Consider the following 17472-nt stretch of genomic DNA (forward strand, 5'->3'; position numbering starts at 1 on the left):
CTCCAGTGGGGCACCACCTGCGCCCGGCGATCCTGCCGAGCGCGAATCCTGTCAAACGATGAACTACCTCCGTGTTAGTGCTGGCTTGTGTAATCAGTATCGGCTGTTGCGGGTCGCAACGAGCCTCTTTGCCTGTCTCGCCTTCGCCTTGCCGGCGATCCGCGCGGCCGCCGCGGGCACTGGCAGTGTCGCCGGTTCAATCAGTAGTTCGACCACGCGGAACGCGTTGCAAGGCGCCACTGTCAGCGTGCCGGCTTTGAATCGCTCGGAATTCACCGACGGTTCGGGCGGCTTTGTTTTGCAGGACCTGCCGGTCGGCGCCGTCGAGGTCGTCATTTCCTACAGCGGCTTCACGGACGAGAAGCGTTCCGTGACGGTTCGCGCCGGCGAAGTCACCCGGCTCGATACCGAGATGAAGGCGTCGCAGGCGCTGATGATGGATGCGTTCACGGTCGCCACGCAGAAGGAAGGCCAGGCGCTCTCGATCACCGAGCAGCGGAATGCGTTTAACATTAAAAACGTCACCGCCTTCGACGAGTGGGGCGTGCTGCCGACGCAAAACGTGGGCGAGCTCGTGACCCGGCTGCCGGGCATCACGTTCACCACCGATGAGGATCAACTCATCAACAACGTCAGCATCCGCGGTCAGCCGGCCAGCTACACACGGTTGAACGTCGACGGCATGTCGACCACCGGCGTCGGTGGCGACGGCCGCACGGCAACCCTGCATTCGTTCTCCGGCTCGCAGTACGAACAGGTCGAGATCATCGCCGGCCAGACGCCCGACAAGCGCGCTGATTCGCTCGGCGGCCAGCTCAACCTCAAGACGCGTTCGCCGCTCGCCATGTCCGAGAAGCGCCGCACCACCTACACGATGAGCGGTCGTTACTTTCCGTCGTGGTCCAAACGCAATTACGCGCTTTCCGAGCGTCCGCTGCGGCCCGACTTCAGCCTGACGCACACCGAGGTGTTCGATGTCGGCAATGGTCGGCGCAATCTCGGCATCGTGATCGGCGCCTCGTATCAGGAGGTCATCAACCCGCACGGTTGGGACACGCTGCTGTATGAGAATACCACGAATCCCGTTGCGCAGTTGCGGGATTACACGCGGACGAGCGGATTCAACGATCGCTTCCTCACCGCCTTCAGCGCCCGCGCCGACTATCAGATTTCGCGTTCGACGCGCGTGTCGCTGCGCTTCCTCTACAACGGCGGTTCGGAGCCGTTCTTCAACTACACCGCCGTCAACCCGTGGGTGTCCACGAATCTCACGGTGAATGATCCCGTGACCAATCCGAACGGCGCGATCAAGGCCGGCTACACCGCGAACCGGATCGAGATTCTCCCGGTGGCCAACACCGCGCTGCAGCCGGGCGGCGTCTCCGTCGGTGCCGCGCAGATGCGCCTCAACCCGCAGCGCTATTCGTTCACGAGCAAGAACCCGACGGGCACGCTCGCCTTCGAGCACAACTTCGGGCGTTTGAAACTCGATCACGCCTATCGCTGGAGCAACACGCACTGGGATTCCGGCGCCGGTCGCAAACGCGAGAACGGCACCGTGGCGATGCGGACCAAGGATCCCATTGGCTTCATCCTCGACAGCTCCGATCGTCTCGGCCGCGTCTTTACCCAGACCGCCGGCCCGAGCGTGACCAACCCGGCCAGCTACGCCTCGTTCGTCATCACCGCGGCCAACACCACGACCCAGCCGGTGCCGGTGACGTCGACGGTGTTCAACAAGCGCGACACCGTGACCGACACGAACGAGGTCAGTGCCAACGTGAACGGCTCCTACCTGCTCCCGACCGAGATTCCGATCACGATCAAGACGGGCGTCGACACGGTCAACCGCCGCGTCAACAACCGCCCGGTGTATCCGCGCCGCTGGTATGCGGTCGCGGGCACGGTCCTGCCGGTCGACGGACTCATGCCGCTCACGGAGTTTGAATCGCAGAACGGCGGAGCCCGCCTCCCGATCGTCGATCCCGCGGCCATCAGCACCACGCTGGGCAACACGGCGATCTGGTACGAGGACGTGAACTTCACCGCCACCCAGCAGTACACCAACCGCCGTATCATGGAAGAGGGCGTCGATGCCGCCTTCGTCCAGGGGCAGGCGAAACTCGGGAACTTCAACCTGCTGGCCGGCGTGCGCGGCGAGTGGGTCACCACGGATACGTTCACCTACTTCCGGGCGCGCACGACCACGGTTGCCGCCGAGCCCGATCACTTCAAACGTGCCGCCCTCGACTTCGCGCGGCTGTCCCGGGACGGCAAATACAACAAGTACTTCCCCAGCGTGCATCTCGGCTACGACATCACGCGGAACCTGAAGGCGCGCGCCAGCTGGTCGACGAGCTACGGCCGGCCGCTGCTGGCGAATCTCATCGCGTCGCCGACGGCGAATGACACGGCTCGCACGGTGACGCTGGGCAACCCGGCATTGAAGCCGCAGCTCGCCAAGAACATCGACGTCAAGCTCGAGTATTATTACAGCAGCACCGGCATGGTTTCGGTGTCGGGCTACAAGAAGAAGATCACCGAGTACATCGGATCGAGCGCCCGTTCCGGCGTGCTCGTGCCCGAGGGCGCCGACAACGGCTTCGACGGACTCTACGGTGGCTACGAAATCATCCAGGCGAACAATCTGGGCGATGCCAACCTGACGGGTTTCGAAGCCGATTTCCGCCAGCGTCTGACGTTCCTGCCGGGCGTGCTCAAGGGTCTCACGGCCCGCGCGAACTACACCTATCTGGAGACCAAGGGTAAGTTCGCCGGCACCGTCGATCTGCAGCCGGGCCAGGTGGCGGGCTTCATCCCGCGCGCGGCCAACTTCGGCCTGCTCTACACCTACAAGAACTTCGGCGCGTCATTCGACGTGAACTACACGGGCAAGTACCCGGTGGGTTACAGCCTGACCTCGCCGGGCAACGGCAACATCTACCGCCAGGCGTGGACGCGCATGAATGCTGGCGTCACCTACAAGTTCCGCCGGGACACCACGGTGTTCCTCAACGTGAACAACATCGCGGAAGAAGGCCCCGAACAGTACACGTTCATCGAGAGCCGTATTCGCTCGGCCTGGACCGTGCCGCGCTCGCTGAAGTTCGGCGTGACGGGCCAGTTCTAATCCGGCTCGTTCGTTCCTTTCCAAGGCAGGCCTTCGGGCCTGCCTTTTTTGTGCCTGCAGGAAGCGACCGCGCGGGCCGCACGAGAGTTCGGCAGTGCGGGCTTGACCGCGCTTCGCCGGGGGAAACGCTGAGCGCAACCCCGTTCTCCCCATGACGCTGATTCCGCCCGCTGCCACCACGCGACGCACGTTTCTCAAATCCTCCGCGGTTGCGGGCGCGGCCATCGCGTTTCCCGCCGTCCTGCGCGCCGCCAATCCGAACAGCCGGATTCAGATCGCCGCCATCGGCGTCAATGCCCGTGGCTACGCCGACCTGCACAGCCTGGCGTCGCATCCGAAATTGAAATACGTGGCGTTCTGCGACGTCGATCAGGAGAGCTTCGCGAAAGCCGACGCCGATCATCCGGGCACGCCGCATTTCGCCGATTTCCGGGAGATGCTCGCCAAGCTTGGTGACACCGTCGATGCGGTGAATGTCGCCACGCCCGACCACATGCATGCGCTGGCCTCGATTGAGGCGATGAAGCGCGGCAAACACGTCTTCTGTCAGAAGCCGCTCGCTCACACCGTGTGGGAATGCCGGCAGATGCGGCTGTGGGCGGAAAAGAAGGGCGTCGTCACGCAGATGGGCAACCAGATCCACTCGGCGGTCGAGTATCGCATGTCGACCCGGCTGCTCCGCGAGGGCGCGATCGGCAAGGTGAAGGAAGTGCATTCGTGGGTCGCCGTCGGCGGCAATGAACGCACGTGCCTGCTCGAGGCGCCGGCTGAGAGCGCGCCCGTGCCCGCCGGACTGAACTGGGATCTTTGGATCGGCGGCGCGCCGATGCGGCCGTATGCGCCCGGGATTTATCATCCGTTTGCCTGGCGTGACTGGCAGGATTTCGGCGGCGGGGCGCTGGGCGATTTCGGCTGCCACATCCTCGACCCCGTTTTCACCGGCCTCGGCCTCAAGGCGCCGCAGTCGATCGTGGCGGAGAACAGCGGCGTGAACCGCCAGATCTGGCCCACGACGGAGACCGTCCGCTTCGTGTTCCCCGGCAACGAACTAACGGCGGGACCGACGCTGAATGTCACTTGGACCGACGGCGGCATGCGTCCCGAACGCAAGGTGGCGAAGATGCCCGCCGATCTCGATCTGCCGAAGAGCGGTTCGCTGTTCATCGGCGAGAAGGGCAATCTGGTGCTGCCGCACGTCGGCGGACCGCGGCTGTATCCGATGGAGAACTTCCCGGGCTTCGCGTATCCGAAGGACATCAAGGGCCTCAATCACTGGCACAGCTGGGTCGACGCCATCGCGGCGGGCGGCCGGACGACGGACGGTTTCGATTACGCCGGCCTGCTCGCCGAGACCGTGCAACTGGGCAACGTGGCCACGCGGATGGCGCGTCGCCAGACGATCACGCGCGGCACGCGCAAGACCGACGACAAGGTCGGCCGGTTGGAGTGGGACTCTGCCAGCGGAAAGTTCACCAACAGCCCCGAAGCAAACGCGCTGCTGACCAAACCCTATCGCAAGGGCTGGGCCGTTCCCGCGGCGTAAGGCGGCCGCTTCGTATGCAGGAGCGCAGGTGTCTCGCCTGCATTCCGACGCGGAGCAGGCCGGAGGCCTGCGCTCCCGGTTGCGGCCTCAGGGCCGCAGTGTGCGGATGCCGTCCTTAAGCGTGAAAACCTGCTCGACTTCACGGTCGCTCAGGGCGCGGTCGAACACGGCGAGATCGTCCATGAAGCCAACGTACGCGGCGGCGAGGACGAGCTGCACCTTCGCCGGATCCCAGCCGAACGTCAGATCCCAGTCCTTGATGCTGCCCTGCAGTTTGCCGTCGAGATAGAGCCGACCGACGCCTGCCTTGCCTGCATTGAGCCGATCGTACGTGAACACCACGTGCGTCCACTTGGTCCGCGAAAACGGCGCGCGCTGGACCTGCACCATGGGGCGCTCGGCGTCCGTCATTTTGGCCCAGTCGATGTTCTTGGGATTCCAGATTTCGAACAACGGGCGAATCGCATAACGAAAATGCCGCGGCGTCTCGTCCTTCGACCACTCGAGAAACATGAACCCCTTCTTGCCGTCGCCGCCGACAATCTGCACCGGGTCGCAGTAACCGGGTTCGAGATCCTCGTCCGGCGAGATCCGCAGCCAGATCGAAACGGATCCGCTCCAGTTGGAACTCTTGTAGTCGATCATGCCCGGGCCTTTGAAGTAGGGGCGGACGGGATTCTTCTTCACAATGTGCAGTGCGCCGCCGAAGCGCCCCGCGCCGGGGACGAGTTTGATCACGTCGCTGGTTTGCGCCGCACCGGAAGCCGTGCCGCCGGCCTGGTAGAGGACCGGATCGCCACGGGAAAAATCAGCCGAGAGCTTCTCGTCGAACGATGCGTGAAGCGTCAGCGCGTCGCGCAGCGGCTTGAGATGGTCCGCAGCGAGCGCAGCGGAGGCGGAGAGCATCGTGGCAAGGGTCAGACACAGGCGCAGCTTCATGGGGGAGAAAGGGCGGGGTGAAACGACTCGGTTGTCGGAGTTAGGGAGAAAATCCGGCGCGTGCAAGTACGGGCGACCTGCTGTTGAACGACGATTGAATTTCGGTCGCGTCGTCTTAGAAACGGTTCGTCGCGGCGCATCACGCGCGGCGGCCTTCCTGCCATGCTTCGCTTCGCTCCGGTCCTCGGCCTTTTCCTTTCACTCCTGCCGTCGCTTCACGCGCAACTTGCCGTCGAGCCACCCACCAAACTCGCGGAGATGGTCGTCACGCCGAGTCGTTTCGGCGTGACCGACACCGCGACCACGGCCGCGGCGTCGCTGACCGCGGCTGATCTCGAGGTGCTGCCGCAGATGGGCGACGATCTTTTCCGTTCGATCGCGCGACTGCCCGGGCTCGCGGCCGACGATGTCTCGGCGCAGTTCTGGGTGCGCGGCGCGCCGCATTCCGAGATCGTGGCGCGACTCGACGGCGTGGATTTGCTCGAGCCGTTTCACCTGAAGGATGTCGACGGCGCGTTGTCGATCGTCGATCCGGCGACCATTCGCGGCCTCGAATTGTCCACCGGCGGTTTCACCGTCGACTATGGCGATCGGCTCGCCGGTGTGCTGACCATGGAAACCAAGAGCGAGGCGCGATCGTTGACGACGCTCAGCCTGAGCCTGACCGGCGTCGGCGGAAGCCGTCAGGGCGCGTTTGCCGGACGACGCGGGCGCTGGTTGGTCGCGGCGCGGCGCGGCTATCCCGACGTGGCGTTGCGGCTGGCCGATCGCGACAACGACATCTCGCCCCGCTACTATGACGTGACGGCTAAAGTGGAATACGACGTCGCGCCGGCGCACACCCTGTCGGTGCACGTGTTGCACGCCGGCGATGGTTTCCGCTATCGGCGCACCAGCTCGCCTTCGCTATCCAGTTCGTACGACAGCGACTATCTGTGGGCGCGCTGGCGCGGTGAGTTTGGCCCGGCATTGGCAGGTGAAGCCGTGCTGTCCTGGGCGCGGCTGGAGTGGAATCGCGATGGCACGGGCCGGTTGGATGGCTTCCCGTTTTTTCTGCGCGACCGCCGCCAGCTGGACGTCGCGACGCTGCGGAATGACTGGACCTATCAGCTCGGAGAAAAAGCGATCCTGCGCGGCGGGCTGGAGGCGAAGACCGGCGAGAGCAGCTACGACTATGCGTTGAGCCATCAGCGCACTGCTGTGAGCAACGGTGTGCAGGTCGTCGCCACGGAGAACGTGAACGCTGCGCTTAAGCCCGCCGGCAGTGCGGGCGCCGCATTCGTCACGGCGCGCTTCCGGCCGGTCAAGCCGCTCGTGCTGGAGCCGGGCCTGCGTTTCGACCGGCATGATTACACGCGCGATTCGGAGTGGAATCCGCGGATTAACGCCGCGCTCGATCTCGGCGGCACGACGGTGCGCGCGGCCTGGGGCGCCTACGCGCAGTCGCAGGGCTTGCACGACCTCTCTGTCGCCGACGGCGAGCGCCGCTTCGGGCGGGCGGAACGCGCGGAACATCGCGTGCTCGGCGTCGAGCGTCCGATCGGCCGAACCGTCGCTTTGCGCGTGGAGGCCTATGAACGCATCACGTCGCGACCGCGCGCGCGCTGGGAGAATCTCGACAACGCCTACGATCTGTTTCCCGAGGCGCAGTCGGACCGCGTACGCCTCGCGCCGAGCGAGGGCCGGGCACGCGGCGTCGAGTTTCTGTTGTCAAGTCGCGGCGACGGGCCGCTACGCTGGCATGTCAGCTACGCCGTGGCGCGGGCCGAGGAGCGCATCGCGGGTCGCTGGCGTCCGCGCGCACGCGATCAGCGGCACGCGTTCTACACCGATGCGACGTATGTCCTGAGCCCGCGGTGGGAGTTCAGCGCGGCGTGGCATTTTCACACCGGCTGGCCGACTACGGATGTCGTTTACTCGCTCGCGCCGCTCACGAACGGACGGCGGTTACTGGTCTCGACGAACGGTCCTGTCTACGGCGAGCGCCTGCCCGATTATCATCGGTTGGACGTGCGGGCGACGCGTCGCTTCAAGACCCGGTATGGCGATGTCCGCGCGTTTGTGGATGTGTTCAACGCCTACGATCGGACCAATCTCCTCGGCTACGATCATCGCGTCACCGTGACCGGGACGCAGGTCACCGATGTCCGCAAACCGCGCGAGCAGCTGCCGTTCCTCCCGAGCGCCGGCGTGAGCTGGCAGTTTTGAGGATGAGTTGAGAGTTGAGAGAAAATCCGGCCACACGGTGCATTCAGGACATCGTATCCACGGAACGCGACCTCGCCTGGTCCCTCAACTCTCAACTCTCAACTTCCCTCGCCACCTCACTCAGCCTTCTTCTTTTTCTTCGCCTGCTTGGCGGCGGCCACATCGTCGGGTTTATCGGCGTAGTCCGGAATGCGGAACTGCGTGGCCGCCACTTGCGCGTCGAACTCGGCGGACATGCGGGCGAGCAGCGCCTGGTGCGCTGGATCGCGCACGAGGTTTATTGTCTCGTAGGGATCGCGTGCGAGATCGAAGAGCTCGGTCCACTCGTCGTGTCCGGGATACTTGATCAACTTGGCGGTTTGGGTGCGCACAGCGACGACGGTGGGCGTGGTGGGGTAGTTGGCCTCGAGGAAATATTCCGCCAGGAACGACTGCCGCCAGTCCGTGGCTTTTCCGCTGAACAGCGGACGCCAGCTGCGGCCCTGCATCGATGCTGGAACGGCGGCGCCGCCGAGATCGGCGAAGGTGGGCGCGACGTCGATGTTGAGGACGAGATCGTCGCGCAGCGTGCCTTTCGCGATGAGTCGAGGGTAGCGCACCAGGAGCGGAATGCGCAGCGATTCGTCGTACGCGGAGCGTTTGTCGCCGAGACCGTGTTCGCCATGATAGTAGCCGTTGTCGCTCGAGAACACCACGACGGTGTCGTCGGCGAGGCCAAGGCGGTCGAGCGTGTCGAGCAACCGACCGAGATTGTCGTCGGCAGCGGAGATGCAGCGGAAGTAACCGAGGTTGATTCTCGTTTCGCCGTCGGCGGTGACCAGCGCCGTGCCCTTGCCGGCGACCGGGGTGGTGTCGTTCGGCGTGCGGTAGATCGCGCGTACGTTTAAATTGGGTACGGCGCGCGCCTTCGCGTCGGCAAAGCGATCTTTCGCGCGCTCCGGCGGATCGAAGGGACCGTGACAGGCCTTGAAACCGAGCGTGATCGAGAACGGTCGGTCGCGGTGCTGCTCCATGAAGGCGATCGCGTAGTCGGTCGAGACGTCGTCGACCCAACCCTTGCTCGGCGTGGGCTGGCCGTTGATCTCGAACGGGCAATCCACGTAGCGGCCCTGACCGACGAAGCTTGCCGAGTAGTCAAACGTCGGACGCTTGCCACTCTGGTTGCCCATGTGCCACTTGCCGATGTAGGCGGTGGTGTAGCCGACAGAGCGCAGCGCGGTCGCGTGCGTGACGCTGTCCGCGGGAAACGGCGTGTGGTTGTTGGCGACGCCGTTGAGATGATTGTAGCGGCCAGTCATGAACGCCGCGCGGCTTGGAGCGCAGAGCGAATTCACGACAAACGCATTCCTGAAGCGGACGCCTTCGGCGGCGACGCGATCCATCGCGGGCGTCTTGAACCAGGGGAAGCGTCCGCGTTCGCCCTGCTCGCGCTGCACGACGCCCATGGCGTCCCAACGCTGATCATCGGTGTAGACGAAGAGGAAGTTCGGCGCTCGCGCCGCGTGAAGCAGCGGTGCGAGGACCAGCAGCAGTGTGAGGCGGACGACGTGGGCAACGTTACAGCGGGGAGCGGGAGTCATGGGGCGGAGGAAAGAAGGGAGGTTCGGAATGACGCGACGTGGCACTCTGCGTCGTCAGGCTTTCGGCGACTTCGGGACGCGGGCATTCTTCCGCCGTGACGAACGCGCGGCGAAACATATTTTGCAGTTGGGTCCGCTGCAGCCTTCGGCCATCGATGGCGCGGTGGATGCGATCGACCCGCCCGACTCCGCCCGTGGCCCTGCCGGCCGCCTGACCCGACGCCAGGCGATCGGCGTGATGGGAGCGCTGGCGTTGCCGATGACGACCACGGACGGAGCGGAGCCCGTTCGCGTCGCAGTTCCGTCCGGTGCCCCTTTGCCTCCCGCCATGCCTACGCTGCCTGATCTCCCGAATTTTCATCCCATGATGGAGTGGCTCGCGCGCGAGCACGCGCCGAAGCTTTCGTTTCTCGACGAGCGCTGGCCTGCGTCGGGGCTCGATGCGTGGAAAGCCGAAGCGCGGCCGTTCCTGCGCGAACGTTTGAGTTACCAGCCGAAGCCGCTGCCGTTGCGGGCTGACGTCGTGAGCCGCGAGGACCGCGACGGCTTCACGGTCGAGGTCGTCAACATTCACGCCACGCCTGCGTATCACATTCCGGCGCGCGTGCTCGTGCCGAAGCACGTCACCGGGAGACGTCCCGCCGTGCTCGCGCTGCACTGTCACAGCGGTCGCTACACGTGGGGCCACGAGAAAGTCCTGTCGGCTCCCGGCGAACCGGCGGTGGTGACGGAATTTCGCAACGGCACGTACAGCCGGCCGTGGGCGGAGGCCTTGGTGCGGCGCGGCTACGTGGTGATTGCGATCGATGCGTTTTATTTCGGCGAACGCCGGCTGCGGGTCGAAGATCTCGAGGCCGCGCGGGTGTTTCCCGAGGTGCGCGACGCCTTCAACACGGTTCGTGCCAAGCCGGCGGGGTCGCCCGAGTGGATCGCGGCGGTGAATCGCGTGTGCGGGTTCTATGAACATCACACCGCGAAAACGATCACGGCGACCGGTGCCACGTGGCCGGGCATCCACGTGTGGGACGAAATGCGCACGGTGGATTACCTGCTGAGTCGGCCGGACGTCGACCCGGCGCGGATCGGTTGCGTCGGGTTGTCGGGCGGCGGCTTTCGCACCGCGATGGCTATCGCCGCCGATCCGCGGATCAAGGCCGCGTGCGTGGCGGGTTGGATGACGGAGTTCGCGCACCAGCTGCGAAATCACATTCGCCACACGTGGATGGTGTTCGTGCCGGGTCTGTATCCGGCGCTCGATCTGCCTGATGCCGCGGCGCTGCACGCACCCGGGGCGTTGCTGGTGCAACAGTGCCGCCGCGACACGCTATATCCGCCGGCGGGCATGCAGGGGGCCGTCGACAAGCTCGCGCGCATCTACGCGAAGGCCGGCATCCCGGAACGATTCCGCGGCACGTTCTACGACGACACGCATTCGTTCCGTCCCGCGATGCAGGACGAAGCGTTCGACTGGCTCGACCGCTGGTTGTGAACCTGAAAGCGCTGGCGCCCCGCCCGCGTCGTCAGGCCCAAGATAGTCCCGGCGTATTGTCATCTAACAGATGACAAGCGGGTCTGGGGATCCGGGAGCGCAGGAGGCTTGCGTTCGCTCGATCCGATGCAGGCGGGACGACTGCGCTCCCGTTGCATTGACCGCGGGCGGTGCGACCGTAGCGTCGCGGCCATGCGTTTTTCCCGCCCCGTTCGCAGCTGGCTTGGTTGCGTTCTCCTTGGTCTGGCAAAGGTGAGTGCGGCGGTGACCGCTTCCGCCGATCCCGAACTGGCTGCGGCCATCGAACGCGGTCAGGGCTTGTTCCTCGCCAATTGCGCGCTGTGTCACGGCGCGACGGGCGATGGCGTGAAAAATCTTTATCCGCCGCTCGCGAACTCCGACTGGCTGCGTGCGAATCGTTCGGGGGCGATTCGCGCGGTGGTGAGCGGGCTGAACGAGGAAATCACGGTCAATGGCGAGCGCTTTCACGGCCAGATGCCGCCCATCATGCTCGACGATGCGGCAGCGGCGGACGTGCTCACGTTTGTCGTCAATTCCTGGGGCAACAGCGGCGGCCGGATCACCGCGGACAATGTGCAGGCCGTGCGCGCGACGGCGGAGTTCAAGACGTACGCCCAACTGCGCGCGGCGGCGGACTATCCCGCGCTGCCGCAGCCTCCGGCCGGTTTCGCCATTCGCGAACTGGTTCGCCTGAATGATTTCGCGACCCGGCTCGCGAGTGACGGACGGGGTGGAAAACTTTACATCCTCGGTCGCAACGGCGGCGTGTGGCGCTTCGATCCGGCGTCGGGCAACCTGAAGCAGATCATCTGGCCCAAGGACTACGTCGGGCTGATGCCGCTCGATTTCCAGACGCTCGGGATGGTGCGCGATGACGCGGGCCGTCTGTGGATCACGATCAATCAACGTGTGCCGGCGACGCCCGTCGTCTTGAACGAGTGTGCGATCGTTCGCACCACGGCCTTCGATGCCGACGGCGATCCCATTGCGCCGCGGCCGTGGCTGCAGACCAGTTATCCGTGGGGCATCGGTCCGTACAATCACGGCCTGTCGGACATTCGTTTCGGAGCGGACGGCCTGCTCTACGTGAGCAGCGGTTCGCGCACCGATTCCGGCGAGGCGGGCGTGTTTTCGCATCTCGGCCAGATGGGCGAGGTCGACATCACGGCGGCGATGTGGCGGCTCGATCCGATGGCGAGCGCGCCGAAGATTGAGATTGTCGCGCGCGGCATCCGCAATGCGTACAGCTTCGCCTGGGACGGCGCGGGCCACTTGTTCACGGTGTCGAACGGCCCCGACGCGCACGCGCCGGAGGAAATGGATTTCATCACGCTGCCGAAACCCGGCCAGCCGCCCGAGCACCACGGTTTCCCGTATCAGTTTGGCGACGCGCCGGCGGGCACGAAGTGGTATCCACATACGCCTGACGCCCCGCCCGGCGTGAAATTCATCCTGCCCGTGGTGAACCTCGGCCCGGCGGGTCTCATGGACGGCAAGCCGACGAGCACGTTCAACGCGCACAGTTCACCGACCGGTCTGACGTGGCTGGGCGACGAGTGGCCCGAGTCGGCGCGTAACCGCTTCCTCGTCGCGCGGCTCGGCAGCTTTCTCGCCGGGCCCGGACCGGAGGAGGAACACGGCTTCGACGTGCTGGCGATGAAGATGGAGCGCCGGCCCGAAGGCACCTGGGCGGCGCGCACGGAGACGTTTCTCGCTCCGCTGGGACGGCCGATCGACATTCACATCGCAGGCAAGGGCACGCTCTATGTGCTCGAGTACACGCGGCCGACGACGCTCAAGAGTCGCGTCGGCTGGCTGCCGGGACGGATTCTGGAATTGAAGGCGACGAAGTAGCCGGCGGCGACGGGATGGGGCTGGAGAGCCGCGGGACCTCACGCTGCGCATCCTCACGGACCGCGTCGGAGGCGAACGGATTCTTCCCCTGTAGCGACGCGCATCGTGCGCGCCGTGGAACGGTGACCGTAAAGGGATGGGGGGCGTACCGGAGGCCCGCCCCTACAATTTACTCCGACGCCGGCGCTCTGTCTTAGAAATCCAGCGTTGCCTGCAGCGTGAACTTCCGCGGCTCGGACATGCGGATGTTGTTCGGGGCCTGGAGCAGCGGATTCGTGCCGATGTTGGCCACGCGATAGGTGCCAAAGCCGTTGTAGATCGCCTTGTCGTTGTCGAGGACGTTGGCGACGTTCAGTTGGTAGCGCAGGTTGTACTTGCCGAAGATCCGGTGACGATACGTGGCGTGGGCGGCGATGACGGTGTAGGCGTTGGCGTAGAGGTAATCGTACGCGTTGCCGGTGACGCTCGCGACCTTGGCACGGCCGCGGAAGTTGCCGCCGGCGCCGAACGCGACGTTCTTGAGCAAGCCCTCGGTGAAGCTGTACGTGGCGTAGAGATTGCCCGTGTACTTGAAGGTGTTATTAAGCACGGTGCCCGGAGTGATCGACGCGAGCGCGTTGCGGATGGTGTTGATGTCATTCGCGACCTGAGTGGGGTTGAGCGAGGTCGGTCCGGCGGCGGTCCACGACGCGACGTTGTCGTTGAAGTAGCCGACCAGGCCGGGTTGGAGATTCACCGCCGAGGTCTTCGGCAAGGCGAGGTTCGCCGTGATGCGTAGCGCGCGCACGGGATTGGCCGTGACCTCGAATTCATAGCCATCGCCCTTCTGATCCTGCGTGTCGCGAAACGCGAGGGTCGCCAGTTCGGGTCGGTTCAGGTTGGTGCCGATCCGGTTCAGCTCGGTGGTGTTGGCGCCGGCGATGAGCAGGCCCTTTTGCTCCGAGGTGTAGTAGCTCGCCGTCGCGGCGATTCGGCCGCTGAGCAACTCGAACTTGAACCCAAAGTCCTTGCCGCGGCTCTTCGAGATGGGCGGCGTGGTGCCGTCAATCAGGTTGTTGCCGCTGTTGGGTGCGGCGAAGGTTTCGGACGTATTCGCGAACACGCCGAGCCACGGCAGTACGAACCACACGCCGCCGGCGTTGCGGCTGACCGGGGCGAAGTTGCCGCGCGACTTTTCACCGATGATGGCCACGGGAGCGCCGGCAGAGTTGATGATCACCGCACCCAGGCGCGGCAGACCGGTGACAGGATCGACCGGGATGCCGGTGTTGGTCTGCTGCACGTTTTTGACGGCGTCGCGTCGGGCGCCGAGCATGAGCGCGAGCCGGTCGTTGAAGAAGCGGCTGGTCGACGCGATTTGCGCGTAGTCGAGCGTCTTGCGCTGGTGGCTGATCGCAGTCGGGATGTAGTCGAGCGCGACGCCGGGAAATACGGGGATCTCGCCCAATTCGAGCGCGGTCTGATCCCAGTAACGCCGCTCGCGGACCTGATTGGCGGCGACGGTCAGGTTGGGGTTGGTACCGTTGACGCGCCGCAGCGTGCGGCTCCATGAGTCGAAGCGATCGAGCCGGGAACCGAAGATGCCGCTGAAGCTCTGCTTCAGCCAAGTCGTCTCGAAGCGCCAGTTGAGCAGCGCGCGCACATCGCTGACGATGTTTCCCTGCAGCGTCTTCACGCGTTCGGTGTCCGTGAAAGGCTTGCCGAAATTCGGATTGATCGCGCCGTTCGGAAGCAGCTGGTTGACGTCGATGCGATAGGTGTTGAAGAGGCTTTGCGAGCCGTGCGAATGCCGGTCGTTGCGGAAGCGGTTGAACGCGACCTCGGCGAACAGGTTGTCGGTGAATCGATGATCCAGATACACCGTGTACGCATAGTAATAGAGGCGGGCGACGGAGTCCGGCGGCTGCAGGTTGAACTCCTTCGACGGCAGGCGCGGGGAGTTCGGGATGTCGGTGCGGGCCTCGCCGTTCTGCAGCAGGCCGAAGCCGGTGCCGATCGTCTGATAGGACGGCCCCCAGTCGAGGAGCGCGTTGCCGGCCACGCCCGGGGTGAGGACGAAGAAGTTGTTCGTGCTGATCCGCGCGATGCCGGTGCCGGTGGTGCTGGGCACGGTCACGCCGTTGTTGGCGGTGGCGCGATTCCAATGCGACGCCTGGTCGATGTAGTAGCTCGGATAGATCGAGCGATCCTGCAGGCCGAACTCGCCCTCGAAGCGAAACTGATTCTTGCGCGTGAGCCGGTAGATGCCGGCGAGGTGCACGCCCTGCCGCTCGTTGTGGTTGTGGTCGCGGTAGCCCGGGGCGTTTTCGGCGAAGGCGTTGAGCCGGAGCGAGAGCGATTTTGTGACCGGGCGGTTGACGTCGACCGAGCTGCGCCAGCCGCCGTAGCTATCGAGGCGGAAATTCACGACGTTGGTCGCGCGATCGAACCGCGGGCGCTTGGTCCACGTGGTGGAGATGCCGCCGGGGCCACCGTCGCCGAAGAGCACGCCGTTGGGGCCGCGGGCGAACTCATAGCGCTCGGTGTTGTAGGAGTCGCTCTCGACGTACCAGAGGAAATAGTTCCGCGACGCGAAGGTACTGCCCATGTTGCGGTAGTTGATCGTGAAGCCGCCGGCGACGCCGGTGTTGACGTCGAGCTGCGGCACCCAGTTGAGCGACCATTCGCCGGCAGTGCGGAAATTCGTCGAGCCGATGTCGTCGAGGAACTGACTCGTCATGACGGAAATCGCCGCGGACGTCAGTTTCAGCGGCGTGTCGGTGCGTCCGCCGGCGAGTGCGCTGGCCGCGGTGTATCCGACGTCGCCGGCCGTGTTCACCTCATAAGGCGAGAGCATGATCGTCTCGTCGGGCAGTGGCGCGGCGGTGGCGGCCTGCTTCGCGGGCGTCTGGGCGGACAGCGCGGTGACGCCGAACAGAAGCGCGGTGGTGAGCGCGCGAGGGAGGTGGAAACGGATACGGACGTGGTTCATGTCAGGTCAGGGTTGCGGACAAAGGAAACCGGGTGAACGGGGACGAAGGAAACGGGAAACACCCGGGGCAGGGGGGAGGCGGCGGCCAGCGTGGGTCGGTGGAATGCGCAGTGCAACGCCTCCCTCGCTCAAAAAACCTCGCGCGCCGGCGGCCTGATAGCCTCGACACGGCTCGCTCCGGTGGTCGACGCTCAGCGCATGTATTCGTTGAAAACAGCACTCGGTCGGCTGCGCACGATTGGTTGGTGGGAAGGCGTTTCGTTTCTCGTGCTGCTGCTGGTGGCGATGCCGCTGAAATATTTCGCCGGCTGGCCGCAGGCGGTGCGCGTCGTGGGAATGGCCCACGGCGTCCTTTTCCTGCTGTACGTCCTCGCCGCGATTCACGCTGCGCTTGATCGCAACTGGACGTGGAAGCGCACCGCGCTGGTGCTGGCGGCGAGCCTCGTGCCTGCGGGGCCGTTCATCGTCGACGCCAAACTCCTCGCGCCCGAGGCAGCGGCGCGGGCGTGACGTTGCTGGCGGCGCTGACGCGCGCGCGACGCGATTGGAAATTTTGCGAAGGCGGGGCATGGTATCCCATGATTCCGTTTTCCGTGCTCGATCTGGCTCCGATTCCCGCGGGTGGCACCGCGGCCGACGCGCTGCATCGCGCCCGCGATCTCGCGCAGCACACGGAGCGATTGGGGTATCGCCGCTACTGGCTGGCGGAACATCACAACATGCCGGGCATCGCGAGTGCGGCGACGGCGGTGGCGATCGCTCACGTGGCCGCGGGCACGAAAACGATCCGCGTCGGTTCCGGCGGCGTGATGCTGCCCAATCATGCACCGCTCGTGATCGCGGAGCAGTTCGGCACGCTCGACGCGCTCTTCCCGGGACGAATCGATCTCGGTCTCGGCCGTGCGCCTGGCACTGATCAACGCACCGCGCGGGCGTTGCGCCGCGGCGATGCGGATCGGGCGGATACGTTTCCAGACGACGTCGTGGAACTGCAGCACTACTTCGCGCCGGCGACGCCGCAACAGGCGGTGCGCGCGGTGCCCGGAGCCGGTCAGGCGGTTCCGATCTGGCTGCTGGGCTCCAGCCTGTTCAGCGCTCAGTTGGCGGCGGCGCTCGGACTGCCCTTCGCCTTCGCGTCGCATTTCGCGCCGGACTTTCTGCTCGCTGCGCTCGAGGCCTACCGCAGCGAGTTCCGGCCGTCGGCCGAACTCGCGCAACCGTACGCGATGGCTTGCATCGGCGTGTTCGCCGCGGCAACGGACGCTGAGGCGGTGCGGCTCTTCACGTCGCAACAACAGAGCTTTCTCAATCTCCGCCGCGGTCAACCCGGGGCGCTGCCGCCGCCGGTCGACGACATGGACGCCCTCTGGTCACCGCCGGAGCGCGCGATGATCGACCATGCGTTTCGCGAATCCGTGGTCGGATCGCCCGCCACGGTGCGGGCCGGGCTCGAGGCCTTTCTGCAGCGCACGCAGGTCGACGAGCTGATGATCACGGCCGCGATCTTCGATCAAGCGGCACGGGTGCGGTCGTACGAAATCGTAGCCGAGGTCCGCGGACAACTGACGGACGCGGGCGTTGCGAGTACAGCTACCTCGCGCCTTTGAATCCGCCTTTTCCTTTTTTGAATTCGGCGGCAATTCTCCCGCGAATCACGCCAATGGACGCGAATTCCAGCGCCAATTCCTATCCCTCTCTTCTGCAGGAAAGGGTTCAGGATGCCTTCCGAACATTGGC

Annotated in this window: 10 protein-coding genes; 7 read left to right on the forward strand and 3 right to left on the reverse strand. The window is 65.2% G+C overall.

The annotated features are described in order from the left end of the window. Positions 1 to 58: 58 nt before the first annotated feature. Both ACLJEU_RS07090 and ACLJEU_RS07095 read left to right on the forward strand, forming a co-directional pair. Entirely contained in the window at positions 59 to 3130 is a 3072-nt protein-coding gene (locus ACLJEU_RS07090; RefSeq protein ID WP_414661905.1) for a TonB-dependent receptor, read from the forward strand. A gap of 151 nt (positions 3131 to 3281) precedes the next feature. After that, positions 3282 to 4673, forward strand: coding sequence for a Gfo/Idh/MocA family oxidoreductase (locus ACLJEU_RS07095; protein WP_414661906.1), 1392 nt, complete (start codon positions 3282 to 3284; stop codon positions 4671 to 4673). Positions 4674 to 4760: 87 nt separating this feature from the next. Here the strand turns inward: ACLJEU_RS07095 and ACLJEU_RS07100 are convergent, their stop codons facing one another. Beyond that, on the reverse strand, positions 4761 to 5612 hold the full coding sequence (locus ACLJEU_RS07100; protein WP_414661907.1) for a LamG domain-containing protein: 852 nt from the start codon (positions 5610 to 5612) through the stop codon (positions 4761 to 4763). Positions 5613 to 5774: 162 nt separating this feature from the next. Between ACLJEU_RS07100 and ACLJEU_RS07105 the strand changes: the two genes are divergently transcribed. After that, positions 5775 to 7820, forward strand: a complete 2046-nt coding sequence (locus tag ACLJEU_RS07105; protein WP_414661908.1) for a TonB-dependent receptor plug domain-containing protein — start codon at positions 5775 to 5777, stop codon at positions 7818 to 7820. Between the two features lie 116 nt (positions 7821 to 7936). On the opposite strand, the gene ACLJEU_RS07110 is transcribed toward ACLJEU_RS07105, so the two are convergent. After that, positions 7937 to 9400 carry a sulfatase family protein gene (locus tag ACLJEU_RS07110; RefSeq protein ID WP_414661909.1) on the reverse strand — a complete coding sequence of 488 codons (1464 nt, stop codon included), beginning with the start codon at positions 9398 to 9400 and terminating at the stop codon, positions 7937 to 7939. Between the two features lie 328 nt (positions 9401 to 9728). Between ACLJEU_RS07110 and ACLJEU_RS07115 the strand changes: the two genes are divergently transcribed. Together ACLJEU_RS07115 and ACLJEU_RS07120 are read left to right on the forward strand one after the other, a co-directional pair. Continuing rightward, positions 9729 to 10889, forward strand: a complete 1161-nt coding sequence (locus tag ACLJEU_RS07115) for an alpha/beta hydrolase family protein (RefSeq protein ID WP_414661910.1) — start codon at positions 9729 to 9731, stop codon at positions 10887 to 10889. A 192-nt stretch (positions 10890 to 11081) separates the two neighbouring features. Beyond that, positions 11082 to 12764: a c-type cytochrome gene (locus ACLJEU_RS07120; RefSeq protein ID WP_414661911.1), complete on the forward strand. Its 1683-nt coding sequence runs from the start codon at positions 11082 to 11084 to the stop codon at positions 12762 to 12764. A 193-nt stretch (positions 12765 to 12957) separates the two neighbouring features. On the opposite strand, the gene ACLJEU_RS07125 is transcribed toward ACLJEU_RS07120, so the two are convergent. Continuing rightward, the gene (locus tag ACLJEU_RS07125; protein ID WP_414661912.1) at positions 12958 to 15735 is read right to left on the reverse strand and encodes a TonB-dependent siderophore receptor; all 2778 of its coding nucleotides are present in this window, start codon (positions 15733 to 15735) and stop codon (positions 12958 to 12960) included. A gap of 198 nt (positions 15736 to 15933) precedes the next feature. On the opposite strand from ACLJEU_RS07125, the gene ACLJEU_RS07130 reads away from it, so the two are divergent. Both ACLJEU_RS07130 and ACLJEU_RS07135 read left to right on the forward strand, forming a co-directional pair. Beyond that, positions 15934 to 16245, forward strand: a complete 312-nt coding sequence (locus tag ACLJEU_RS07130) for a DUF3817 domain-containing protein (protein ID WP_414661913.1) — start codon at positions 15934 to 15936, stop codon at positions 16243 to 16245. Between the two features lie 68 nt (positions 16246 to 16313). Further along, positions 16314 to 17342 carry an LLM class flavin-dependent oxidoreductase gene (locus ACLJEU_RS07135; protein WP_414661914.1) on the forward strand — a complete coding sequence of 343 codons (1029 nt, stop codon included), beginning with the start codon at positions 16314 to 16316 and terminating at the stop codon, positions 17340 to 17342. Positions 17343 to 17472: the final 130 nt, after the last annotated feature.

It is taken from the genome of Terrisphaera buseokensis, from assembly GCF_047521145.2.
In the GTDB taxonomy this organism is placed as follows: Bacteria; Verrucomicrobiota; Verrucomicrobiia; order Opitutales; family Opitutaceae; genus ER46.

Excerpts from the sequence above, each read along its gene's own strand:
- ACLJEU_RS07130 (WP_414661913.1), top strand. The coding sequence starts at position 15,934 with ATGTATTCGTTGAAAACAGCACTCGGTCGGCTGCGCACGATTGGTTGG.
- ACLJEU_RS07120 (WP_414661911.1), top strand. The coding sequence starts at position 11,082 with ATGCGTTTTTCCCGCCCCGTTCGCAGCTGGCTTGGTTGCGTTCTCCTT.
- ACLJEU_RS07105 (WP_414661908.1), top strand. The coding sequence starts at position 5,775 with ATGCTTCGCTTCGCTCCGGTCCTCGGCCTTTTCCTTTCACTCCTGCCG.
- ACLJEU_RS07115 (WP_414661910.1), top strand. The coding sequence starts at position 9,729 with ATGCCTACGCTGCCTGATCTCCCGAATTTTCATCCCATGATGGAGTGG.
- ACLJEU_RS07125 (WP_414661912.1), bottom strand. The coding sequence starts at position 15,735 with ATGAACCACGTCCGTATCCGTTTCCACCTCCCTCGCGCGCTCACCACC.
- ACLJEU_RS07135 (WP_414661914.1), top strand. The coding sequence starts at position 16,314 with ATGATTCCGTTTTCCGTGCTCGATCTGGCTCCGATTCCCGCGGGTGGC.
- ACLJEU_RS07100 (WP_414661907.1), bottom strand. The coding sequence starts at position 5,612 with ATGAAGCTGCGCCTGTGTCTGACCCTTGCCACGATGCTCTCCGCCTCC.
- ACLJEU_RS07090 (WP_414661905.1), top strand. The coding sequence starts at position 59 with ATGAACTACCTCCGTGTTAGTGCTGGCTTGTGTAATCAGTATCGGCTG.
- ACLJEU_RS07095 (WP_414661906.1), top strand. The coding sequence starts at position 3,282 with ATGACGCTGATTCCGCCCGCTGCCACCACGCGACGCACGTTTCTCAAA.
- ACLJEU_RS07110 (WP_414661909.1), bottom strand. The coding sequence starts at position 9,400 with ATGACTCCCGCTCCCCGCTGTAACGTTGCCCACGTCGTCCGCCTCACA.